Genomic DNA, 23,798 nt, shown 5'->3' with positions numbered 1-23,798 from the left:
AAATTCTTTTTATTAATAATATTAATAAAATATTAATCTTAATACTAATAATAAGAACTAAATAAGTTTTAATTTTTTAAATTAGTTTTAATTAATTTTATTAGTTTTATTAATTATTAATTTTTATTATTATCAACAGAATTTTTCTCATGTATATTAATAATATTAATAATAATTGCTGTAATTACAGAAACTATTAATAATATTATAATGTTTGTATAGATAGGCTCCAAAACTTTATTCAGCTCCATTTAGCTTTTATATTTGTCAAAATATTAATTTCAAATTTTTCATTTTTGTTTTTCATTTTTTAAACAGCTTCTCTACCATTCTCACCAGTTCTTATTCTTACAACTTCTTCTACAGGTGAAACAAATATTTTACCATCACCTATTTCACCAGTTCGAGCTGATTCTTGAATTGTTTTTAAAACTTCTTCTAGGTCTTCTTTTTTTATTACAAGTTCAATTCGTGTTTTTGGTATTAAATCTATGCAATAATTTGAGCCCCTATAACTTTCTTTGATTCCGAGCTGTTTTCCACGACCTTTAACTTCATTTACAGTCATACCTTCACAGCCAGCAGAAACAAGAGCACTTTTAACATCTTCTAGCTTTTCTTGTCTAATTATAGCTATAACTCTTTTCATATTTTATCCTCTTAATATCATTTTATATACCTTTACTTAGCCTTTGATTTACTTAACTTTACTTAGACTTTGGTTTACTTATAATTATCACTTAACTATCTTTTAATCATCAATTAAGCAAAATCTATTACTTAATTTACCATTGTGTTATAACATATACCCAGATTCTTCATGAAGGTTTGTATCTAATCCTTCAACTTCATCTTTTTCTTTTACTCTTAATCCTATGGTTAGATCAATAATTTTTGCAATTATGATAGTTACTACAAAGGCATAAGCTATGGTTGCTATGACTGCAATTATCTGGATAGATATTTGTCCGGGGTTACCATATAATAATCCTGCTGCTTCATTAATAAACGGTGCAGCAAATATTCCAGTAGCTATTGCTCCCCAAATACCAGACATTCCGTGAATTCCGAATACATCTAATGCATCGTCATATCCTAAACGTGGTTTGAGGTATGTGATTGCGAAATATGAAGCAATTGAAGCTCCAATACCAATAACTATAGCTCCACTTACATCTACAAATCCTGCTGCTGGGGTAATAGCAACAAGACCGGCTATTGCACCAGATATTGCACCAAGTACAGTTGGTTTTCCTTCTTTAATTGTATCAATACATACCCATGTAACCAGTGCAACTGCAGCTGCTATATTACTTACGAGTAATGCTGATGCTGCAAGTCCTCCTGCAGTTAAAGCAGATCCTCCATTGAATCCCATCCAACCGAACCAAAGGAATGCTGCACCAAGAACTGAGTATCCTAAGTTATGAGGTAATAATGTTTTGCTTTTTCTACTTTTAAGTATTAATACCAGAGCTAATGCAGAGATACCTGATGATATATGAACTACGGTTCCACCTGCAAAATCAAGTGCTCCCATTTGCATTAACCATCCTCCACCCCATACCCAGTGGGCAATTGGGATGTATACAGCACTAATCCATACAACAATGAATGCTATCCATGCAGAGAATTTCATTCTTCCAATTACAGCTCCTGAAATAAGTGCAGCTGTAAGTCCTGCAAAGGTTAATTGGAATGCAACAAACAGTATTGAAGGAATTGATCCATTTACATCATTTATACCAATTCCACTCATCAGTAAGTTTGCTGGATATCCTATCAATCCATTAATATCTGCACCAAATGCAAATTGGTAACCATAGATTACCCATATTATACTTACAATTGCAAATGCAATCAGAGTTAAAAACATTGTATTTAAAACATTTTTCTTCTTTGCTAATCCACCATAAAAAAAGGCAATACCTGGAATACTCATTAAAAGTACTAAAACTGTGGAAATAAGTATCCAAGCAGTATCTCCTGTGTTCAATATATCTACCATATTATCTATTTCTCTTTATCTATTTATTTTATTATTTTTAGGTTATTTTTAGGTATTAAATACCTTATTAAGTAAATACCTTATTAAATTTATTTTTAAATTTATTTTTTTTTATAGTGAAAGTTAATCATGAAGCTATGAGAAAAGAGATAATTTAATTTTATTAAATTTAATGTGAGATTTTATTAGGGTCTTAAAATATAATTTATTGATTTTTCTCTATTTTTATCTAGAAAACAATGAGGAATGATTTTATTAGTTTCTTTATTAAAAATATTTAATTTAGTTTTTTAATATTCACTTAATCTCAATATTCATTTTGATTCTAAATATTCATTTAATTCTCAATATTCATTTTGATTCTCAATATTTATCATAATTTAATAAAATTTTATCTCTTTTTCATATACTTTCACTATAGGAAATAGGAAACCCTTTTCCTATATAATTAAATTGAATCTTTTTGTATATAAATTTTTTGGTGTTTTGCCTATAAGTTATTTAAAAATAAGTATAATTGTTATAATGATTTTATGATAAATTTTTAATAATAATTAAAATTTTTAGATATTATATAAAAATAATAAGGCTTTATTAAATATTTTAATAATTTTTGTTAAATTTTGATATAATTATACTAAATTTAAGAAAATTTATTAAAATTTATTTTAAAATTACTATTTTTTTATTTTATTTAAGATTATTTTGAATTTTTTGAAAATCAGTATATTAAATTTATTAATAGTATTTATATTATTATTATTATTATTATTTGATTAATTAACTTTTTTAATAATATTATATTAGATTAATTAAATTAATTAATAATATTATAATTTTATAGTATTTACGATTTAATTTTAGATTTAAGGTTTAATGTAATAAATATAAATATTAATAAGAATAAAATTAAAGATAATAGTTAAATATTATATAAATAAAATTAGTATATTTTAATATTATTAAATTAGTAATATATATCAAAATTTAACAAAAAAAATACATCTTAACAATATACATCTTATGTAATGGTGATAAATTGACTCCAATTAAAAAAGGAAATTTTATGGTTATATTCTTAATAGCTCTTTTAGCATTTGGTTTAAGTACTGTTGCAGCATCATTTACTAATGGTGATTTGGTTTTAGGAATGTTAAATATTACTAAAAATAATGAGAGTAATGAATTAATAGCAGTAGCTGATGGAGATTTCACAGCATTAACAGCAAATCAAGTAATTATTCAAGTTAATAATAGTACTAATATTACTAATAAAACTAATAGTACAAATAATACAAATAATACAAATGTTACTAATATAACAAATGTAACTAATTTTTCTTTAGATTAGTAGTAATATTATGATTTATTATTATGATTTATTTGATTTAATGGTATTATATATTATATTTATATTATATTTATAGTATATAGTATATTTATAATATATTGGATATTAATTATGTCATATATTCATTATATTCAATTTATTGTATTAATATACTTTGACTTATTTAATTAAACTAATTTATTTTGATGAGATGATAAGATGGTTGATAAAAATGAAATCGGGGCTAAAATAAAGAATTTAAGAGAGTCTCAAGAAATTAAAAAAGAAGAATTATCTAAAGAAACTAATGTAAGCCTAGATCTTATAAACAGCATAGAAAATGGAGATGTTGTACCTTCTTTAACTCCAATTACTAAGATTGCTAAAGCTTTAGGAGTTCGTTTAGGAACATTCCTTGATGATGCTCCTCAAAATGGTCCATTAATTGTTAAAAATGGTGAAACTAATAGTGTTGTTTATTTTTCTGGTGAAGAAAATCAGACTGATGTAAGTGCTTTAGAATTTCATTCTTTAGGTGCAGGTAAAAATGATAGATATATGGAGCCATTTATTATAGATGTTCATACAGAAGATGGAGAATTTAATTTATCTTCCCATGAAGGTGAAGAGTTTATCTATGTTCTTGAAGGAGAAATCGAAGTTAAATATGGTCAAGATTCTTTTATTGTATCTAAAGGTGATAGTATTTACTATGATTCAATAATTCCTCATCATTTACATTCTTATAATGGTGAAGTCTCTAAGATTTTAGCTGTTGTTTATTCTCCTTTTTAATTATAATTAATTATAATAAATATACTAATTAATATACTAATTAATTACTAATTAATGTATTAATTAATGTACTAATTATGTATTAATTAATATATAATAGTTAATATACTAATTAATATTAATTAATGTACCTAAGTATAAGTATAATTACTAAGTAATTAAACATAATAATCTTATTTAATATGATTTTAATATAATTTTAATATGATTATGATATTTTTAATAATCATGATATTTTTAATGAATTTACCCTATATTTTAGATATAGAAGCTGACATATGGCAACTGATAAATATGGTAATAATAAAATAACTTACAATAACTAGTGATAATAATGTTTAAAGATTGTGTAACACCTAGATTTGGCAATATAGATGGATTAAAGCATGTTAATAATACTGTTGTAGCTGACTGGTTTGAAATTGGAAGAAATGGCATTTTTAGATATTTTACTCCTGATTTGGATCTTAGTTATGAGAAATGGAAATTAATAATGGTTCGTACTGAATTTGATTTTGTTTCTCAAATGTATTTTGGAGAAGATGTTGAAATTAGAACTTATGTTTTAAAAATTGGAAACTCTTCATTTACTACAGGACATGAGGCTTGGCAAAATGGTGAACTTAAATCTAAAGGTAAAGCAGTTATTGTTCATTATGATTTTATTGAGAAGAAATCTGTACCTATTCCTAATGAAATTAAAGGAAAATTAAGAAATCATTTAATTGATGAAACAGAAATTGGAAAACCTTGATATAATAATACTTTGAATAATACTTTGAGAATAATTAAATTAATTTAATAATAAAAATTAAACTAAACAAAAAAACTGTGTGATTTTATGGTATTTTCTGAAGAAACTATAGGGGGATTCTTTGAGAAACAGGTTGAAGCTCAAGGAGATCGTGAATTTTTAGTTTATCCTGATAGGGATTTAAAATTCACATACAAAGAATTTAATGAAAGAGTTGATATGTTAGCTAAAGGCCTACTTTCAATTGGTATTGAAAAAGGTGATCATGTTGGTATTTGGGCTAAAAATGTCCCTGATTGGCTAACTTTTCTCTTTGCAACAGCTAAAATTGGAGCAGTTCTTGTAACTGTTAATACTGCTTATAAAAGCCATGAATTGGATTATATATTGAAACAATCTGATATGAAAGCTTTAGCTATAATCGATGGTTTTCGTGATATTAATTACATTAAAACTGTATATGATCTAGTTCCTGAACTAAAAAAACACCCTAGAGGTAGATTAAATTCTTCTGAATACCCTCATTTGAAGTCTGTTATATATGTTGGTCAAGAAAAGCATAGGGGAATGTATAACACTAATGAGTTAATGCTTCTTGGTAAACATCAAAGTGATGATGAGTTAAATAAAGTTAAAGCTACTCTTGACAATAATGAGGTTATTAATATGCAATATACCTCTGGAACAACTGGCTTTCCTAAAGGTGTAATGTTAACTCATAGGAATATTTTAAATAATGGTCATGGTATTGGACATAGAATGAAATTCACTGAAGAAGATCGTTTATGCATACCTGTTCCACTTTTCCACTGTTTTGGTATTGTTTTAGGTGTTTTAGCTATTTTGACTCATGGAGGGACTATGGTCATGGTTGAACTTTTTGATCCTCTTTTAGTTTTATCTGCTATTCAAAAAGAAAAGTGTACTGCTGTTCATGGTGTTCCAACAATGTTTATTGCAGAGTTAACTCATCCAATGTTTGATATGTTTGATATGTCTAGTCTTAGGACGGGTATTATGGCAGGTTCAACTTGTCCAATTGAAACTATGAAAGAAGTTATGGATAAAATGAATATGACTGAAATAACTAGTGTTTATGGTTTAACTGAATCTTCTCCTGGAATGACACAATCAAGTGCTGATGATTCTATAGAAAGAAAGGCAAATACTGTTGGTGTAGCTTTTGATGATGTTGAAGTCAGAATAATTGATCCTGATACAAATATCGAATTAAAACCTGGTGAAACTGGTGAAATTTGTTGTAGGGGTTATAATGTAATGAAAGGCTATTATAAAATGCCTGATAAAACAAAAGAAGTTATTGATGATGATGGATGGTTACACAGTGGAGATTTAGCTACTGTTGATGAAGAAGGATATTATTCTATTGTAGGTCGTAAGAAAGACATGATTATTAGAGGTGGGGAAAATATATATCCTCGTGAGGTTGAAGAGTTTTTATATACAATAGATGGTGTTCAAGATGCTCAAGTTGCTGGGATAGCTGATGAAAAGTATGGGGAAATTGTTGGTGCATTTGTTATTAAAGAAGAAGGATCTTGTCTTGAAGAAGAAGATATTCGTGATTATGCTTTAGATAATATAGCTAGATATAAAGTTCCTAAACATGTTTTCTTTGTTAATGAATTTCCTTTAACTGCTAGTGGTAAAGTTCAAAAGTTTAAACTTAGTGAACTTGGATTAAAACTTGTTAAAGAAAAAGAAAAAGAAATGAGTTTGTAATTATATAAATAATTTTAGAATTTATTTATTTTAAGATAGACATTTTTAAGATAAGTATTTTTTTAAGATAGCTATTTATTTTAGAAATATACTTATTTTAATATCTATTTATTTTAGGTATCTATTTATACTATTATCAATACATATAGTTGTATTTATATATATTTATGTTATAAGTTACAAAATTTATTTTAATAATTTTTATAGGTGATTTTATGGATGAAAATAAGCTTACCTTGGTTATAGTTGTTGCTATTGCAGTAATTGTAATTGCAGGTATAGGTGTGATTATGTTCATAAGTGGTGGTTTTAATACAGCAAATACTTTAAATCAAACTAATAATACTACAGCTTTGGATACTAATAATTCTACTAATAATACTACTTCTCAAGTTTCAACACAAAGTTATAGTTCTAATGATTATAGTGGTAGTAGTGGAAGCTCACAATCAGATTCACAAAATGAACAAACTCCTAATGAAGAACCTTTACCTCCTGATTCAGATTCAGTTTCAGATTCAGGTTCTGGCTCTGATAATGGTGGAAGTTCTAGACAAGAATCTACTGGATAGATTCTATTATTAGTGATTTTTTATTTTTAATTATTCTTTATTTTAATTCTTTTTTTAATTCTTTTTTAATTCTTTTTTTAATTGTTATTTTTATTTTTTATTATTTTTTTAATTTCTAAAATGATTTTATTTTTTATTAATTTATTAAGATTAATTTAATTTATTAAGATATTCAGTTTTTAGATAATTTATTTTTCCCTTTTGTTTAATTTTTTCTTGAAAATATTTAATATTATCATTCGTTTTAAGAGCTATTTTAAAATTTACTTTTTCTTTAAACTCTTTATTTAATATATTTATATTACTAGATCTAATTTCATTTTCAATAGATTTTATATTAGAATATTCAAATAATATTTCGTATATATTATATTTTTCCATTTCAATGATTTTTGAACTTTTTATAGCTTCTAAAACAGATTTTCCATAAGCTCTAACTAATCCTCCTGCTCCAAGCTTCACACCTCCAAAATATCTTGTTACAATAGCTACAATATTGGTTAATTCGTTTTTTTTTAATATGTTTAGCATGGGTTTTCCAGCTGTTCCTCCTGGTTCTCCATCATCATCATACCCCTCATCATCAGTAACTATATATGCAGAACAATTGTGTGTTGCATCTTTATATTTTTCAGATATACAGTTTATAATTTCTTTTGCTTCTTTTGAATCTTTTGCAGGAAAAATTCTACATATAAATTGTGATCTTTTTATTTCTAATGTTATTTTGTAATTTTTATCAATTGTTCTCATTTTTATCAATTATTCTAATTTTTATCAATTGTTCTCATTTTTATCAATTATTCTAATTTTTATCAGTTTTCGTTTTTATTGTTTCAGCCAAATAATAATCTAAAAAATATTTATTAATTTACTTATAAATTTAAATGTCTATAAAATTTATAGATTAAATTATTATTAAAATATATTATTAATAATTAAACTATTATTATAATAAATTATTATTGTTAAGTTTATTATTATTTTTAAGTTGATTTAAGGGATAGTTATAAATAAAATAATATTGAATATAATTATATAATGATTTAATTTATAAGTATCATTGATTTAATATATTAATTATTTAATTAACATATATTTTATTATATTCAATTTAATACTTTTAAAATACAATTTAATACTTCTAAAATAAATTTATTTTAATAACATTATTTTAAAATAATTTGATTTTAAAATCAAGTTATTTTTGTTCAAGTGATATTATGAGTCAAAGTAGGCTAGCTAATATAGTTGTTATATTTATAGTAGCATTTGTTGCCTTTGGAGTTAGTTCTGTTGTAGGGTTTTCTACTGGAGAATTTTTTGGAATAGATTTTTCTAGTTTGGATAATAATTCAGGAGATACAAATTCTTCTAATCCTTTTAGTTTTGATCTTGCAAACAATTCAAATCAGGATTCAGGTTTATCTAATAATTATCAAGCTACTAATGAAGAAAAAAATTCTGATTCTAGCTCTAATAATGATAATAGTTCTAATAATAATCAAAACAATAATAATAATCAAAATAACAATCAAGACAATAATGATGATAATAATGAAAATGGGGAATCTAACACAGACCAAAAAGGTACATGATAAATCCCAACTTTTTTCAATATTAATAAATTATTTATTGTATTAATAATTTTATTTATAATATTAATACTTTTATTTTTATTAGTACTCTTATTTTTTAGTAATGCTCTTATTTTTATTAGTACTCTTATTTTTAGTAGTCTAATAATTTTTCTACATCAAGTAAAACTGAGTTCACTGCTAAGTTTAGTATCTGTTTTCCATAAGATACATCAAGATAAACTCCATTATCTTCTATTTCTCTGGCACCTTCTTCAATTCCAGGATCTTTTTTTCTAGCCTCTTTAAATTCGCTTAATCCAACTTCACCAAATACTTTAATATTGGATTGATTATGTAATTCATCTTCATTAAGAATTCCAAGAACTTTCCCCATGGATATTTCTCCAGAACCTCCATGAGGACCTTCATTTTCAATTACAGTATTGTTAATAATTACAATATCTAATGGAATTTCTGCTTCAATTTTATCTAAACATTGGAATAATGGGATATTTCCACCATGGGCATTAACAATAATTACTTTTTCAATATTTAAGTATTTTTTAGCCGATTTTAAGGTTTTTATTATATTTTCAGCTAACTCATTAAGAGTATAATGTATTCCATGATTTATTTCTTCGATTTCATGTGCAGGATAAATTATTCCTAAAAATTTAGCTCCGCTTTCTAAAGAAGCTTGAAAAGCTATATATGCAGCTATTTTAGCATCAGTGTCAATAGGTAATGCAGGTCCGTGATTTTCTAAATGTGAGCCTAGTGCTATTATTCCAATTTTATGAACATCTTTATTAAAAATATTTCCAGCACCATATCTTAATTCTACCATTTTTATCACTTTTAAAAACATCTTTTAAAAACTATATTTTAAGATTTAAAAATTATATTTTAAAATTTAAAAAATCATATTTATATCTCAAGATTTCAAAATTATATCTCAAGATTTAAAAATTATATCTAAAGATTTCAAAATAATTATATTTTAAGATTTAAGAATTACTATATTTCAAGGTTTCAGAAAATTATATCTCAAGATTCCAAATATCATCACCAATATAATGAATATTTTGAATAGCTTTTCCAGAATCATTATTAACCATTTCTTCACCAGTAATTTCTGCAATACCTATGGCTAATGGTTTTTTATGTGTTTCTTCAACAATTATAACAACATCATTTTGTTTGATATTTTCATCTGTTTCTACTATTCCTGGACTCATTATATCAGCACCATTTGTCACAAATTTAATAGCTCCCATATCAACAACGACTTTTTTTCCTCCAATTTCATTTTCTAAAGCAGCTTTCAATGTTGGAAATGGTTTTTCATCAATAATTATTATGTATGGCTGTCCATCAATAAGAATAAAAGGATTTGGATCTACTTCTAAATACTCTACACTAGATTTATTTGGAATTATTGTAGAGTATTCTCCTAAATCTCTTTTCAATTCTTTCAATTTCTTTTTTTTCAGATGATGTCTTTGTTTTACTTTCAAAATAAACACCTTATTCTGTATTTAATTAATATAATAATTAATTTTTAATATTATTCTGTATATAACTAATAATTAATTATTTAATTAATATTTAATCAATTCTAATACTATATTCTGTATATAATCAATAATTAATTATTTAATCGATATTTAAGTAATTCTTAATAAAGTTACTATCTATGATTTATTTAATGATAAATTAATTAATAATCTTTTTTCTTTGCTTATTATTATATATATAATTAGTTTTTTATAGTATAGATATTTTTTGAATTTTTATTAGATTTTTAAAGACAATTTTATATTTTTTATTAAACAGCTAAGCTTATTATATAGGTTATTTATAAGTTTTTATATTATAAGTTATTTTGTCATTGCATTTAGATGTGGTATTTATATATGATTGAAATACATAGAAAACTTTATATAATCTTTTACAACTATATATATTAAGTTGATAAAGTATTAATTTAAAATTTATAATAATACGGGGGTTATTATGAAAATTAATGGCAAAACTTTAGTAGGTTTTGATAAATTCATTTTAATGGCTTTATATGTTGAAGGTCCATTAAGTTTAACTCAAGTTGATGATAAAACAATTATTTTTATTTCATCGATATGGTATCAACAATGGAATGAAAAAGATAAATCTTTTTTAAATTCGATAATTGATAGTGTAGAAAGAACAAGATATTTTTTTAAAAGAGATTCTGTAGATAGTAAAACTATAATAGAGGTTGAAGCTGGAGAAATGGGTTCTCTTAACAACCTTAATCGTTTGATTAATTTTGGTTTAGTTGAGAAGATAAATGATGAAACTTATAAATTAACTGAATTTGGTCAAAAAAAGGGTAAATATCTTGTTAATGCAATGAAAAAAAGAAGTAAAGAGATTGATAAATATTTACTTAATACTAATGCTGTTGCTCGAAATAATATTTTCATAGATTTCTTTTTAGCTATTTTAAAATTATCTACAGGTTTTATTAGTGGAAGTGTTGGTCTAATATCGGATGGTCTTGATGCAACAACTGATACTATTTCTGCATTTTTTGTTTGGCTTGGGATTAAGTTTCATCATGAGTTTCTAAGTACAATACTTGTTATATTTATGTTATTTATAGCTGGATTTAGTGCTGTTTATGAATCTATAACTCGGATAATTGAAATTTTAAATAATACTGTCGACCCAATTAATCAGGTACCTTTGGTTGTTATAGTTGAAGGTATTGCTATATTATCTGCTATTGGCTTATTTGTGTACCAACGTCATGTAGGAAGATCTTTTAATAATTTAACTATTATTTCTCAATCTGTTGATTCTAAAAATCATATTTTTATAGGTTCTGCTGTTATACTTGGAGCTGTTTTATCTTTATTTAATATCTTTTGGGTTGATGCAATTGTAGGTATTTTTATTGGATTTGGAATTTTAAGAGATGCTTTTGGTCTTTTAAAAGATGCTAAATCTTCTTATGATGGTGAAGAAACTGATTTTTCTAAATATAAAACTGTATTTGGTGATTATGTTAATATTAATCATTTAGAAACATTTAGGTTGTGGATTTTATTTTCAGTTCATAATAAGGATGCTAATACTCAAGAAGAATTAGTTAAATCTTTTAATGATACATTTAAAAATAATTATATTCCTGTTATATCAGAACTTGGTTTATTACCAAACAAAGATTTAGATTTTAATAGTAATTTTGATGAGATTATTATTCATTTGATAGATAATAATTGGTTAGAAAAAGATGGAGGTATTTATAAAATAACTGAATCTGGATTAAATCATTTGGATGTTATTTTAAATGATTTTAATAATTTTGATGTTAAATTTTCAGATTCTTTACTTCTTAAATTATCTAATGAAAACTAAATTTGTGATTATATAATATTTTTAAATTTTTAAATTTTTAATTTATTAAATTTTTAATTATTATATTTATTAAATTTTTAAATTATTATTAAAATTTTTATTTATTATATTTATCACTAATTTATTATTATTAATTTATTATATTTATTAATATATTTATTAATACATTTATTATATATTTATTACATTAATTATATTTATTTAAAAGAGGATTATATAGGAGTATATAAGATTAAATAGGATTATTATTGTAACTTATCTTTATCTTAATTTATAAAAAATTATATGAGTGAAATTATGAAAACTATTTTTGAGAAAACCGATGAAGGAGATTTTGTATCTACAGCTAGTGCTGAAGCTATTACAGATGGAATTTTTGCTGTTGCTATGACAATTTTAGTTTTAGCTATTCATGTTCCACTTAAAAATGAATTGATTTCAATGCTCCAATTGAATTCATACTTACAGGGTTTCACGATTGATTTATTTTTATTTATTCTTTGTTTTTTAATTTTAGGATCTATTTGGATTGAGATAAGATTTTTACTTCATAATTTAGAGAAGATGGATAAAATATTCATGTGGTTGACATTATTAATTTTAATGTTTGTTGTTTTAGTTCCTGTTACATATCCATTGATCAGTGATTTTGGAGCAGAATTTGCAATTTTTAGATATTTATTTCATATAAATTTATTATCGATTGGTATCTTATTGTTGTCTCAATATATTTATGCAGATAAAAAAGGATTTTTCAGTGATTTTGAAGATTATAATTATAAAAAGAGGACTGCACTTTTTTTCCCATTAATCGCATTCATAGCTTTGATTTTATCCTATTTTTTCCCATCTGGTAGTAGTATTATTTATTTTTTACTATTTATCGATAATTTTATAGTTAAAATTCCAGATTATATTAAATCTGATAAATAATAGGATATTAACTAATTAATTATTCTAAAAAGACTATATTTATATAATCAAAATCTTTATATATAACTTAACAACAAATAACAATTATATTAAATAATTAAGAATAAAAGAATTATCTATAAAGCTTTTTTAGAGATTGATATTTAATAGAATTAAAAATATTCAATTATATTCTATAAATATGGATACTATCAAAATTAGATGATTTTATAGCTATTTAATAGTTAAATTTAAATATAAATTAAATTATAATTAATATGGTATAATATTTAATAGGTGATTAACGTGAGCGGACAACAAGGTTATGTTCAAAGACCACTTGATGCATTAGGAAAAGCAACCAACTCTCCAGTTTTAATAAAACTAAAAGGAGATAGAGAATTCAGAGGAATACTAAAAAGTTTCGACTTACATATGAACTTAGTTCTTAATGATGCTGAAGAGCTAGAAAAAGGAGAAGTTACAAGAAGACTTGGAACTGTTCTTATTAGAGGAGATAATATAGTTTATATTTCACCTTAGTTTTTCGACTTAGTTTTTCGATTGCTATTTATAGCTATTTGTTATTTATAGCTATTATTAGTAAATATAATTATATAAGATCGTCTTTATATTATCACATTATTATACATGAACATTTATATACAACTTTAATCAAATTTTATAATGATAAAAAGTTTGTATAATTTTCATTGTTTATATAAGTATTTTATATTTTAGAATTATATTAGCTTGAGCTATATATATCTTACATTAGTAAGTTACTTTAATTATTCTAATAAATTTACTTAGTTTTAGCTTTAAGTTAATGACTTTACAGTTTTTCTATAGATAGTTAATTCTATCTTATTTTGATTATCAAGTATATCATTAAGCATATAATATAATCAGTGTAATTAATTGAGGTAAGGAGGAGATAATAATGAAAGGAACACCTTCAATGGGTAAAAAGAATAAAAAGACCCATATACGTTGTAGAAGATGTGGAAGAAATGCTTACCATGTCCGTAAAAAAGTTTGCGCTTCTTGTGGATTCGGAAAATCTAAAAGAATCAGAAGTTACAGCTGGCAAAATAAAAAATCAATAACTGGTCAAAGATTAAGATAATCTAGTTATTTTTAATTTATTTTTATTTATATTCTTTAATATCTATTTATTTTTAATTTATTTTTAATTTATTTTTCAATATATTTTTTAATTTATTTTTTATAATTATTCTTTTTTAATTATCCTTTTTTATAATGTTTTTTTGAGTTTTTTTTTTATATTGGTATTTTTATTCTTTGATTATTTTAAAAATCTTAATATTTTAATTTTTAATAAAAAACCTATTTATATTATAAAAAATAATATTTAAATAGGTATACTAATGATTTAAATAGTTATATTAATTATTTAAATAGCATACTATATAATTAAAAATATGGTCGATTAAATGGATTTTGATAATCAGGATAATATTAGTCATATAATCCAAACTATTAATAATGAAAATATTGAATCTAAAGATTATGATTCATCAGATATTAAGTCTAAAAATTCTGATTTTAAAGTTAATAATAAATTTTCTGATTTTAAGATAAATAACAATAAGTCTGATTTTGATTTTAATAATAAAAATTCTAATGATAATAGAAGTATTTCTCAAATTAACAATCAAAAAATTGATGAAAGTGATGATCAAAAACCAGTTGATGTTAGGATTATTGTAGATGGACCTGAAGATTCAGAATTCCTATCAAAAGCTATAAAAAATATAAACTTATTTGATGATTTTAATATTATTATTTCTTCTATTATTACCACACAGAATGTTGAAATAGCTAAAAATGCTGTTTTAGGTGCAGATATTATTCTTATAGCTACTCATTCTGATGAAAATGGAAAAAATTCATTTTCAAATTTTTACAATGCTTTAAAGAATGATTTTAATTATGTTGAATATTTAAGCTTTCCAAAAGCTAGGGATATTGAGATAACTGATATAAAAAATGTTGAAAATGAGATTAAAAATTCAATTATTAGAGCAGGGCTTGCTTCTATTTTTGATATAACTAATATTAATCAGGTTAGATCAGAACTTCTTAAGTTAGGCATTGAATTTGATAAGTCAAAAGATGAAAATGAAAAGGTATCCCTTGAAAATGATATGCTTGTTAAAGAGATTAATCAACTTAAAAATGAAAATTTTGAGTTAAATAATGAAATTAAAGATCTAAATGACCATATTGATGAAATTAAACTTGATTTCACTGATTTTAAATCTAGATATTCTAATATTCATACTAAAGATTTGTTAGAAGTTTTCCCAATTACAGAATTGTGGGTTGATGTTTTTAATGTTACTTTAACCGATGATGAAGTTGAAAAGGTGGTTATAGCTACTAATAAATTTAGTCCTGAAAATATAATTGTTGGTCAGGGATATATTGGAGCTATTTCTAAGGAAGATGCAATTGATTGGCTTAAAATTGTTAAAACTGCATTAATATTTGTTGAAAATGATAATGATGAACTTCAAAGAGAAATTATAAAATACTATAAAAAGAATAATGAGAACACTGGTTATAACCAGAATAATGTTAATTCAAATAACTTTGAAAATAGTCATGATAACAAGTATATTGATAAGTCTAATAATAAATATGATGATAATAACTATAATGAGAATAGAAATGGTAGTAATAACCATCATAATAAAGATAATAACTATGATGAGGATAAATACGAGGATAATATAAATAATGAGAATAGGTATGATGAAGTTCCTAGTGAAAATAGATATAAAGAAAGTAGCTATGATAAATATAAAAATAGTAATATAAAAGATAAAAATAATAATCAATATGATGTTGATGAGAGTGATGATGATGCTGATTATGATATAACTGATCAGTTTCAGAATTTTTGGGATTAATATTTTTATTTTTTATTTTTTATTTTTTCTTTATTTTCAATTTTGAGGTCGACTCACAATTATTTTTGTTCAATTAGTATATATACTAAAATGAATAATTTTTAAAAAATTTTATTATATAATATTTTGTTCAAAAATATTTCTAAATTTAGACTTTTGTTCATTGAATTTGTAATTATGAGTCATCCTCATTTTGACAGTTTTTTTTAAGTTTTCAGCTGGTTTTTAAGTTTCTATTTGCTTTTTAAGTTTGTATCTATTGTTTATTATATTAAAATTATTATATGTAAATGTGGAATATTGTATGAAAATGATAACTAAATTAAATAACTTTAATGAATAATCTTAAAAATATTTATATTAGAAAAATAAAAATAGTATATTATAATAATTTTTATACTATAATATTCTTTTATTAATTATATTTTATAATATTTTTATTAATTATATTTTATAATATTTTTATTAATTGATATTTTTTTATTATAGTATTTTTTATTATAATAATTTTGAATATATTTTATAGTATATTTTATAATTAATTTTTATTAATTGATATTTTTTATTAATTAATAATTTTCATTAATTTATTAGATAATAACTAGATAATTAATAATAGAATATTAGTTAAATAATTAATAGTTAAATAATTAATATTTAAATAATTAATAATTGAATAATCAGACAATTAAATAATCAGATAATTATTAAATAATCTACGGAGATTGTGATTTGAAAGATAAATGTGGTATTGTGGGTATCCACTCTAAAAATTCTTCTATAGATGTTTCATCTTCTATTTATTATGGTTTGCACGCTTTACAGCATAGAGGGCAAGAATCTGCTGGAATAGCGACTTTTAATAGTGATAATATTAATGAAGACACTTATGGTGATAAAAATGGTTTAAACCATCACTGTGGTATGGGTCTTTTGATTGATGCTTTTAAAGGTGACATTATTAATGAATTAAATGGTGAAGTTGGTATTGGTCATGTAAGATATTCTACTACTGGTCAATCAAAATTTGAAAATTCTCAACCATTTGTGACTACTTTTAATGATTTTAGTATTGCTATAGCTCATAATGGGGATATAATCAATTCTGGTAGACTAAGAAGAGAATTAATAGCTGAAGGCGTTGAGTTTACTTCAGATACTGATTCTGAAATCTTATGTCATCTTATTAAGAGGGAGTTTTTAAAAACTTCTGATATGATTGAAACCTTGGAAAATGTATCTAATATAATTATGGGTTCTTATTCTCTTGTTATTTTAGTTAATGGTGATCTTTATGCTGTTCGTGATCCAGCTGCTATGAAACCACTAGCTATTGCTGAAAAAGATGATACTTTCATTGTAGCTTCTGAAACTGTTGCTTTTGATGTTATTGGAGCTAAATTTATACGTGATTTTAAACCTGGGGAAATTATTTATTTTAAAGATAATAAGATTAATTCTCATATAATTTCTAAAGCTGATAAAACTAAAAATTCTCATTGTATGTTTGAATATGTTTATTTCGCAAGACCTGATAGTACTATCGATGGAAAGAATGTTTATCAAGTTAGACTCAATATTGGTCATGCATTGTTTGATAAATTTCCAATCGATGCTGATGTTGTAATGCCTGTTCCTGATTCTTCTATTCCTGCAGCTATTGGATATTCTAGAGCTTCTGGAATTCCTTATGGTGAAGGTCTTATTAAAAATAGATATGTTGGTAGAACTTTCATCATGCCTACTCAGGAAGAGAGAGAATTAGCTGTTAAGTTAAAGATGAATCCTTTGGTTTCTGAACTTAAAGGCAAAAAAATTGTTCTTGTTGATGATAGTATTGTTCGTGGAACTACTTCTGAATCTCTGATAGAGATTATAAGAGAAGCTGGTGCAAAAGAAATTCATTTAATGATCGGTTGCCCTCCTGTTATAGCTCCTTGTTATTATGGTGTAGCAATGGCATCTAAAGATGAGTTGATTGCAGCTAATAATTCTGTTGAGGAGATTAAGGAAAAACTCGGTGTTGATTCTTTAGGTTATATTTCTGTTGATGATCTTGTTGATTCAATTGGAATTCCGGCCGAGGAACTTTGCTTAGGTTGTATAAATGAGAATTATCCTACTGAAATTCCTAGTGATTTAGAAGTAGAGAGTTATTATAAATTTTAGATTTTATATTTATTTAATTGTTATTCTCATTTCAATTTCTATTTTTATTCTATTTTATTCTATTTTATGCATTTCTTGTTCAATTTATTGATCTTATTCATATTTTTATCTTTTATTTTTATATTACTATTTTTATTTTATTCTATTTTTATTTCTATTTATTTGAATTTTATTTTCATAATCTTTATTTTTATAATCCTTATTTTTATGATTTTTTATAATTTATTTTATTTTTATTAGATTTTTAAAGTTATTACTTTATTTTTGTAGTTATTATTTTATTTACAATTTATTATTGTAATTAAATTCTTATTTAATACAATTTTTTCTTTATAAAAACAATAGCTATTTATATAACTAAGTTATATATTTTATAATCAATATTAATGATAAATTCATTTGTATATTAAAACATATTATATTAAAACATACTATGTTAAAACACATATTATGTTAAAAAATAATATGTTAAAATATTTGTTAGGTAAAATATTTGTTATATTGATATATTAAACAGAAAAACCTTTTAAAAATAAAATGGAATAGTTGGTGGCAAAAATGCTTACATCTGTACAAAAAGAGATCCTTCAAACACTAATCAACTTGTATCAAACTTCCGATGGAAAATCTATAAAAGGTGAAGATATAGCTGAGGTTATGAATAGGAATCCTGGGACTATACGTAATCAAATGCAATCTTTAAGGAGTTTGAGTCTAGTTAAGGGAGTTCCTGGTCCTCGTGGAGGATATAAACCTACTATTGAAGCTTATCATACTTTAAATATTTCGGTGACTGACAATGAGTCTAATGTTCCAATGTTTAAGGAAGGAAATCCTGTTGAAGGAGTTTCAGTAGCTAAAATTGAATTTACTAGTATTCCAAATCCTGGGGAATGTGAAGCAGCTATAAAAGTTTTAGGTAGTATTAAAGATTTAAATCTAGGAGATACTGTTCGTATTGGTCCAACTCCTGTTAATAATTTGGGGATTATTGGAGAAATCGTTGGTAGGGATGATATGGATAATATACTTCTTTTAGATACAACTACTATTAGAAGTATTCCTAAAAAAGTTGTTAAAGAGATTGCATCATTAGATTTAGTCTTTTTAAATCCTGATGATACTATTAAAGAGGCATCTATGCTTCTATCTGAAAAAGTTATTGATGGAGCTCCTGTAATTGAAAATAATAATATTATTGGAATTTTAACTTTAAGTGATATTGTTTGGGCATTAGCTCAATCTAAAGAGTCTTTAACTGTTAAAGATATTATGCAAAAAGACGTTGTTACTATTAATCAAAATTTAAGGGTAGCTAATGCTGTTGAAACTATGTATAATAAAAATATTGGTAGGTTAATTTTGGTTGATGATGATGGAATTCCAGTTGGTATTGTTACAAAAACTGATGTTGTAAATTCAATTACTAACTTAGAAGATTTTCCATTGATTAAATTAAACAAGTAATTCAATTTTAATACTAAATCATTTTTAAATTAATAAATCATTTTTAAAATTATATTATTGAAAAATGGTATTATCTATTTTTTATAGGTAAACTATGGTATTCTCTATTTTTTTATAGGTAAACTTAATGATTTTTATAAGGTTTATCTACCAAAAAATTGATTTTTTATAAGATATTTTAATATTATGGTTATAAGTGGTTAAAATGGATATTAATAATGAAGTAATTAAAATTCTTCAAAATAATAATATAAAACCTATTTTATCAGGAGATCCAAGATTTCTTGCTACAATTAGAATTTATGAAGATGAAAACATTGAAAAGGTTTTAAATGAATTAAAAACTCTTTTTGGAAATTTTAAAAACTATTCAATAAATTCTTCTCATATTGATCCTTGTTGTTCTCCATCATTTGAAGAAATAAGATTTAAAATTACTTTATAATTAGATTATATTCATAGAATATTTATAACTATATATTTATAGAATAATCAAGATTAATTTTATAAGGTTATTATTTATAGTAGAAACAACTAATTAAAATTATGAAAATAGGAGTGAGTTTTCTCTCTTTAATATTATAATAAAATGGATTGATTAGTTTATGATGATTGGATTGATTTCAGATACCTTTATTCCAGATAAAGTAAGTAAATTGCCGTTAGAAGTGTTGAATATTTTTGAAGGTGTGGATCTTATTATTCATGCTGGGAATTTAGCTTCTATGGATGTTAAAAAAGATTTGGAAAAGATTGCTCCAGTTTTAGCTGTTCAAGGAGATAGGGACAGAGAATATGGTTTAGATCTTCCAAAAACTATTATAAGAACTGTTGAAGGGTTTAAAATTGGGGTTAATCATGGTGAAGTTCATCCAAAAGGAGATACACAGCAGTTATATTATTTAGCAAAAGAACTTGGTGTAGATGTTTTAATTAGTGGACATACTCATCAACCATTAATTGAAAGAATTGATAATATTCTTCTTTTAAACCCTGGAAGCCCTACAGCACCAATTTTTAGTATTCCTACTGTAATGATATTAAAATTTGAAAATAATGAATTAGATGTTGAAATGAAAAAAATCACATCAGAATAAGATGTTATAGAAAATTTCATTTTTTTTAATTATTTTTAATATTCCTTTAATTTTAATTTAAAGGTGGGGGGGGGGGGGTAGCTATTGTTTTTTTCTTTTTACTGTGTTTATTCATTCATATAAGTTATTTTTGTCTTATTTATCATTTTTTAGTTTTTAATTTTTTTATTCTTTTAATGGCATTTGGGTTGTTTTTTGTTTCTGAATAGGAAGTTTTTTATAGTAGTTTTTTTATATTATAAATTATTGTGGCGTAGTGAGTGTTCTCATTGTGCTGTATTTTTATATACTGAATCATGAGGTGAAAAACGAAAATGTTTACAATAAATAAATTTTTTAAGCCAATTATTTTTGTTATATGTGTTTTATTTATCTTTTTAGCTTTATCTAGTGTTAGTGCAGCTAATCATAATTTTACTACAGCTAATACTACTCAACAGTTTCAAAATGTTATTAATAATGATAATGATAATGAGTTATTGATTAGTTTTGATGATGGTACGTATAATGATTGGGGTCAGCTTAATATTAGTCGTAATGCTACTATTGTTGGTAAAAACCGTGGTGGTGCTAAATTCACAACATCTAGTGGTACTTTGTTTAATATTACTGCTACTAATGTAAAGATTATTAATTTAACTATTAGTGGCTATGCTACAGCTATAAAATCTAATTGTAGTGATTTGACTATTAGTGATAATGATATTACTACTTCTAATGTTAGTATTGGTTTAAATAGTAGTGGTGGTGCCAATCCTATAACAGGCGTTATTATTAAGAATAATATTATTAAATCCAGTATATCTACTGATTATCATGGTGCTGTTTCTTTATTCGGTAACACTTATATGTATGATATGTCTGTTTTTGATGTTTTATTTAGTGGTAATAATATAACTGATGGTTCTTCTGGTGTATACTTACGTTATAGTATGGCTGCTAATTTGATTTTTGAAAACAACAACATCACAGGAACAGACTATGGTGTTTTTATATTTAAAAGTGGAGGCGACAGCAACTACGCCAATATAACCTTTGCCAACAACAACATCAGAGCAACATCCGGCGATGGTGTTTATATGAGTGTATCCGGCAGCAACAACTCCAATATAACCTTTGCCAACAACAACATCACAGGAAGTTCCCGTGGTGTTTATCTGTCTACATCCGTCAGCAACAACTCCAATATAACCTTTGCCAACAACAACATCACATCACGTTCCTATTGTGTTTATCTGCCTATATCCAACATCAACTACGCCAATATAACCTTCGCCAACAACAACATAATCAGCATCGCCTCAGAATCAGCATTAAATAGTTTTTATCTGGATGCATCCAGCAACACCTGCAACTACATCAATATAACCTTTGCCAACAACAAAATCACAGGAAAATCAGGCTATGGTTTTCATCTGGATCTAAGATACAGCCACTACATCAATGTAACCGTTGCCAACAACAACATCACAGACACAGTAATAGAACGTGGTGTTTATTTGGTCTACGGCAGCATCTTCAATGTAACCGTTGCCAACAACAACATCACAGGAACAGCACATGGTGTTTATCTGTATTCATCCAGCAACAACTCCAATATAACCTTAGTCAACAACAACATCAGAGCAACATTCGGCCGTGGTGTTGATCTGGAGGCATACACCACCAACAACACCAATATAACCTTTGCCAACAACAATATTACTTGTGATAATTATGGTGTTTATGTTTCTTTCAGTAGTGGTAGTTTTAAGGATTTTAATTTCTTGAATAATACTATTAATGCTACTTATGGTGATGGTTTTTATTTCTATGGTGGTAATAATGTTAGTGTGACTGATCTTATTATTCGTGGTAATAATATCATTGCTCATGGTGCTGGTTTGAATTTTACTGATTTTTATCCTGATGCTCATGTTAATGCTACTGTTGAATATAATAGGATTATTGCTCCTGTGGGTGTGAATTTCACTAATATTAATGATAATAGTAGTTTTAATTTTAATTGGTGGGGTGTTAATAATATAACTGGTAAAATTTTGGGTGTTGATACTCTTAATCATTATATTTTGAATATTACTAATACATCTAGTTTAGATGATGTTCATTCTGGTGATAATGTTAGTTTTATGTTATTAGTTTTGAATACTACGCTTAATAATGATGGTGTTGAATTTTTACCTGATTTTGTTGTTAATGGAACTTTTAATGGTGATAAGTTTAATAGTAGTCGTGATGATGGTTTTGTTTATAATGCAACAGCTACAACTGGCACTCAAACTTTAGCTGCTACTTTAGATAATGTAAATGATAATGTAGTTTTTAATGACCCATTAGCTACTAATTCTACTATTATTGTTAATCCAGATCCTGTGAATATTGGCAACAATGTTACTATTTCTGGTGAGCTTGTTGGTTATATTGGTAATGGCTCTGATTCTTTGACTGTTAGTGTTGATGGTAATGTTTATGATGATGTTATTATTAATTCTACTGGTGGTTGGAGTCTTAATTACACAACTAATCATACAGGAACTATAACTGTTAATGTTACTTATGCTGGTAATGATAATTATACTGCTTTTATTAATAGTACTAGTTTTGAAGTTTTAAGGAATAGTACTAATTCTACTATTATTGTTAATCCAAATCCTGTGAGTATTGGTGAGAATGTTACTATTTCTGGTCAGTTGGATAATTTTACTGGTATAACTGGTTTTAATGTTACTATTGATGGTAATCTTTACACAGATATTTCTGTTAATGGTACTGGTGGTTGGAATCTTAATTACACAACTAACAAAACAGGTAATATAACAGTAATTGTTAGTTTCACTGGTAATGAGAATTATACTAGTTTTAGTAATAGTACTAGTTTTGAAGTTTTAAGGAATAGTACTAATTCTAGTATAGTTGTTGTTCCTTCTAGTGTTAATATTGGTGAGAATGTTACTATTTCTGGTCAGTTGGATAATTTTACTGGTATAACTGGTGTTAATGTTACTATTGATGGTAATCTTTACGTCGTGG

Annotated in this window: 21 protein-coding genes; 16 read left to right on the top strand and 5 right to left on the bottom strand. The window is 24.7% G+C overall.

Annotated features, from left to right (window positions below; genetic code table 11):
• Nucleotides 1-310: 310 nt before the first annotated feature.
• Both MBBAR_RS03405 and MBBAR_RS03400 read right to left on the bottom strand, forming a co-directional pair.
• Complete coding sequence (locus tag MBBAR_RS03405) at nucleotides 311-649, bottom strand: P-II family nitrogen regulator (RefSeq protein ID WP_080459866.1); 339 nt, start codon at nucleotides 647-649, stop codon at nucleotides 311-313.
• A 147-nt stretch (nucleotides 650-796) separates the two neighbouring features.
• Nucleotides 797-2,008 (bottom strand): ammonium transporter, encoded by a 1,212-nt coding sequence (locus MBBAR_RS03400; RefSeq protein ID WP_080459865.1) that lies wholly within the window; start codon nucleotides 2,006-2,008, stop codon nucleotides 797-799.
• A gap of 1,039 nt (nucleotides 2,009-3,047) precedes the next feature.
• On the opposite strand from MBBAR_RS03400, the gene MBBAR_RS03395 reads away from it, so the two are divergent.
• The 5 genes from MBBAR_RS03395 to MBBAR_RS03375 all read left to right on the top strand — a co-directional run bounded on the left by MBBAR_RS03395 (nucleotide 3,048) and on the right by MBBAR_RS03375 (nucleotide 7,202).
• Nucleotides 3,048-3,359 carry a hypothetical protein gene (locus tag MBBAR_RS03395; RefSeq protein WP_080459864.1) on the top strand — a complete coding sequence of 104 codons (312 nt, stop codon included), beginning with the start codon at nucleotides 3,048-3,050 and terminating at the stop codon, nucleotides 3,357-3,359.
• Between the two features lie 198 nt (nucleotides 3,360-3,557).
• Nucleotides 3,558-4,133 carry a helix-turn-helix domain-containing protein gene (locus MBBAR_RS03390; protein WP_080459863.1) on the top strand — a complete coding sequence of 192 codons (576 nt, stop codon included), beginning with the start codon at nucleotides 3,558-3,560 and terminating at the stop codon, nucleotides 4,131-4,133.
• Nucleotides 4,134-4,467: 334 nt separating this feature from the next.
• Nucleotides 4,468-4,887 carry an acyl-CoA thioesterase gene (locus tag MBBAR_RS03385; RefSeq protein ID WP_080459862.1) on the top strand — a complete coding sequence of 140 codons (420 nt, stop codon included), beginning with the start codon at nucleotides 4,468-4,470 and terminating at the stop codon, nucleotides 4,885-4,887.
• An 87-nt stretch (nucleotides 4,888-4,974) separates the two neighbouring features.
• Nucleotides 4,975-6,630 carry an AMP-binding protein gene (locus MBBAR_RS03380; protein WP_080459861.1) on the top strand — a complete coding sequence of 552 codons (1,656 nt, stop codon included), beginning with the start codon at nucleotides 4,975-4,977 and terminating at the stop codon, nucleotides 6,628-6,630.
• Between the two features lie 215 nt (nucleotides 6,631-6,845).
• Nucleotides 6,846-7,202, top strand: a complete 357-nt coding sequence (locus MBBAR_RS03375) for a hypothetical protein (protein ID WP_080459860.1) — start codon at nucleotides 6,846-6,848, stop codon at nucleotides 7,200-7,202.
• A 150-nt stretch (nucleotides 7,203-7,352) separates the two neighbouring features.
• Here the strand turns inward: MBBAR_RS03375 and MBBAR_RS03370 are convergent, their stop codons facing one another.
• Nucleotides 7,353-7,955, bottom strand: coding sequence for a YigZ family protein (locus tag MBBAR_RS03370; RefSeq protein WP_080459859.1), 603 nt, complete (start codon nucleotides 7,953-7,955; stop codon nucleotides 7,353-7,355).
• A gap of 470 nt (nucleotides 7,956-8,425) precedes the next feature.
• Here MBBAR_RS03370 and MBBAR_RS03365 point away from each other — a divergent pair, with 470 nt between their 5' ends.
• Nucleotides 8,426-8,800 carry a hypothetical protein gene (locus MBBAR_RS03365; RefSeq protein ID WP_080459858.1) on the top strand — a complete coding sequence of 125 codons (375 nt, stop codon included), beginning with the start codon at nucleotides 8,426-8,428 and terminating at the stop codon, nucleotides 8,798-8,800.
• 133 nt (nucleotides 8,801-8,933) lie between these two features.
• On the opposite strand, the gene arfB is transcribed toward MBBAR_RS03365, so the two are convergent.
• Nucleotides 8,934-9,629: a 2-amino-5-formylamino-6-ribosylaminopyrimidin-4(3H)-one 5'-monophosphate deformylase gene (gene arfB, locus MBBAR_RS03360; protein ID WP_080459857.1), complete on the bottom strand. Its 696-nt coding sequence runs from the start codon at nucleotides 9,627-9,629 to the stop codon at nucleotides 8,934-8,936.
• A 193-nt stretch (nucleotides 9,630-9,822) separates the two neighbouring features.
• Nucleotides 9,823-10,299 carry a DUF1947 domain-containing protein gene (locus MBBAR_RS03355; RefSeq protein WP_080459856.1) on the bottom strand — a complete coding sequence of 159 codons (477 nt, stop codon included), beginning with the start codon at nucleotides 10,297-10,299 and terminating at the stop codon, nucleotides 9,823-9,825.
• 499 nt (nucleotides 10,300-10,798) lie between these two features.
• Here MBBAR_RS03355 and MBBAR_RS03350 point away from each other — a divergent pair, with 499 nt between their 5' ends.
• The 10 genes from MBBAR_RS03350 to MBBAR_RS03305 form a co-directional block, all read left to right on the top strand.
• A complete protein-coding gene (locus MBBAR_RS03350; protein ID WP_080459855.1) occupies nucleotides 10,799-12,184 on the top strand; it encodes a cation diffusion facilitator family transporter in 1,386 nt (461 codons plus the stop codon).
• Between the two features lie 297 nt (nucleotides 12,185-12,481).
• A complete protein-coding gene (locus tag MBBAR_RS03345; protein WP_158082515.1) occupies nucleotides 12,482-13,117 on the top strand; it encodes a TMEM175 family protein in 636 nt (211 codons plus the stop codon).
• Nucleotides 13,118-13,402: 285 nt separating this feature from the next.
• Nucleotides 13,403-13,639, top strand: a complete 237-nt coding sequence (locus MBBAR_RS03340) for an LSm family protein (protein ID WP_042704005.1) — start codon at nucleotides 13,403-13,405, stop codon at nucleotides 13,637-13,639.
• Nucleotides 13,640-14,036: 397 nt separating this feature from the next.
• Entirely contained in the window at nucleotides 14,037-14,225 is a 189-nt protein-coding gene (locus MBBAR_RS03335; RefSeq protein WP_225370704.1) for a 50S ribosomal protein L37e, read from the top strand.
• 328 nt (nucleotides 14,226-14,553) lie between these two features.
• Nucleotides 14,554-16,035 carry a hypothetical protein gene (locus tag MBBAR_RS03330; RefSeq protein ID WP_080459853.1) on the top strand — a complete coding sequence of 494 codons (1,482 nt, stop codon included), beginning with the start codon at nucleotides 14,554-14,556 and terminating at the stop codon, nucleotides 16,033-16,035.
• 711 nt (nucleotides 16,036-16,746) lie between these two features.
• Nucleotides 16,747-18,204, top strand: a complete 1,458-nt coding sequence (purF, locus tag MBBAR_RS03325) for an amidophosphoribosyltransferase (RefSeq protein WP_394334520.1) — start codon at nucleotides 16,747-16,749, stop codon at nucleotides 18,202-18,204.
• Between the two features lie 558 nt (nucleotides 18,205-18,762).
• Nucleotides 18,763-19,671, top strand: coding sequence for a CBS domain-containing protein (locus MBBAR_RS03320; protein ID WP_080459851.1), 909 nt, complete (start codon nucleotides 18,763-18,765; stop codon nucleotides 19,669-19,671).
• A 205-nt stretch (nucleotides 19,672-19,876) separates the two neighbouring features.
• Nucleotides 19,877-20,116 carry a hypothetical protein gene (locus MBBAR_RS03315; RefSeq protein WP_080459850.1) on the top strand — a complete coding sequence of 80 codons (240 nt, stop codon included), beginning with the start codon at nucleotides 19,877-19,879 and terminating at the stop codon, nucleotides 20,114-20,116.
• 160 nt (nucleotides 20,117-20,276) lie between these two features.
• Entirely contained in the window at nucleotides 20,277-20,768 is a 492-nt protein-coding gene (locus tag MBBAR_RS03310; RefSeq protein WP_080459849.1) for a YfcE family phosphodiesterase, read from the top strand.
• 314 nt (nucleotides 20,769-21,082) lie between these two features.
• Nucleotides 21,083-23,798: beta strand repeat-containing protein (locus MBBAR_RS03305; RefSeq protein WP_143746125.1), on the top strand; the 2,716-nt coding region annotated here is incomplete at its 3' end.

The organism is Methanobrevibacter arboriphilus JCM 13429 = DSM 1125, assembly GCF_002072215.1.
GTDB classification, from domain to species: Archaea; Methanobacteriota; Methanobacteria; order Methanobacteriales; family Methanobacteriaceae; genus Methanobinarius; species Methanobinarius arboriphilicus.
Note: the sequence above shows the minus strand (reverse complement) of the source record. Positions and strands in the feature narration are given on the sequence as shown.

Excerpts from the sequence above, each read along its gene's own strand:
- MBBAR_RS03405 (WP_080459866.1), bottom strand. The coding sequence starts at position 649 with ATGAAAAGAGTTATAGCTATAATTAGACAAGAAAAGCTAGAAGATGTT.
- MBBAR_RS03400 (WP_080459865.1), bottom strand. The coding sequence starts at position 2,008 with ATGGTAGATATATTGAACACAGGAGATACTGCTTGGATACTTATTTCC.
- MBBAR_RS03390 (WP_080459863.1), top strand. The coding sequence starts at position 3,558 with ATGGTTGATAAAAATGAAATCGGGGCTAAAATAAAGAATTTAAGAGAG.
- MBBAR_RS03385 (WP_080459862.1), top strand. The coding sequence starts at position 4,468 with ATGTTTAAAGATTGTGTAACACCTAGATTTGGCAATATAGATGGATTA.
- MBBAR_RS03380 (WP_080459861.1), top strand. The coding sequence starts at position 4,975 with ATGGTATTTTCTGAAGAAACTATAGGGGGATTCTTTGAGAAACAGGTT.
- MBBAR_RS03375 (WP_080459860.1), top strand. The coding sequence starts at position 6,846 with ATGGATGAAAATAAGCTTACCTTGGTTATAGTTGTTGCTATTGCAGTA.
- MBBAR_RS03370 (WP_080459859.1), bottom strand. The coding sequence starts at position 7,955 with ATGAGAACAATTGATAAAAATTACAAAATAACATTAGAAATAAAAAGA.
- MBBAR_RS03365 (WP_080459858.1), top strand. The coding sequence starts at position 8,426 with ATGAGTCAAAGTAGGCTAGCTAATATAGTTGTTATATTTATAGTAGCA.
- arfB (WP_080459857.1), bottom strand. The coding sequence starts at position 9,629 with ATGGTAGAATTAAGATATGGTGCTGGAAATATTTTTAATAAAGATGTT.
- MBBAR_RS03350 (WP_080459855.1), top strand. The coding sequence starts at position 10,799 with ATGAAAATTAATGGCAAAACTTTAGTAGGTTTTGATAAATTCATTTTA.
- MBBAR_RS03345 (WP_158082515.1), top strand. The coding sequence starts at position 12,482 with ATGAAAACTATTTTTGAGAAAACCGATGAAGGAGATTTTGTATCTACA.
- MBBAR_RS03330 (WP_080459853.1), top strand. The coding sequence starts at position 14,554 with ATGGATTTTGATAATCAGGATAATATTAGTCATATAATCCAAACTATT.
- MBBAR_RS03320 (WP_080459851.1), top strand. The coding sequence starts at position 18,763 with ATGCTTACATCTGTACAAAAAGAGATCCTTCAAACACTAATCAACTTG.
- MBBAR_RS03315 (WP_080459850.1), top strand. The coding sequence starts at position 19,877 with ATGGATATTAATAATGAAGTAATTAAAATTCTTCAAAATAATAATATA.
- MBBAR_RS03310 (WP_080459849.1), top strand. The coding sequence starts at position 20,277 with ATGATGATTGGATTGATTTCAGATACCTTTATTCCAGATAAAGTAAGT.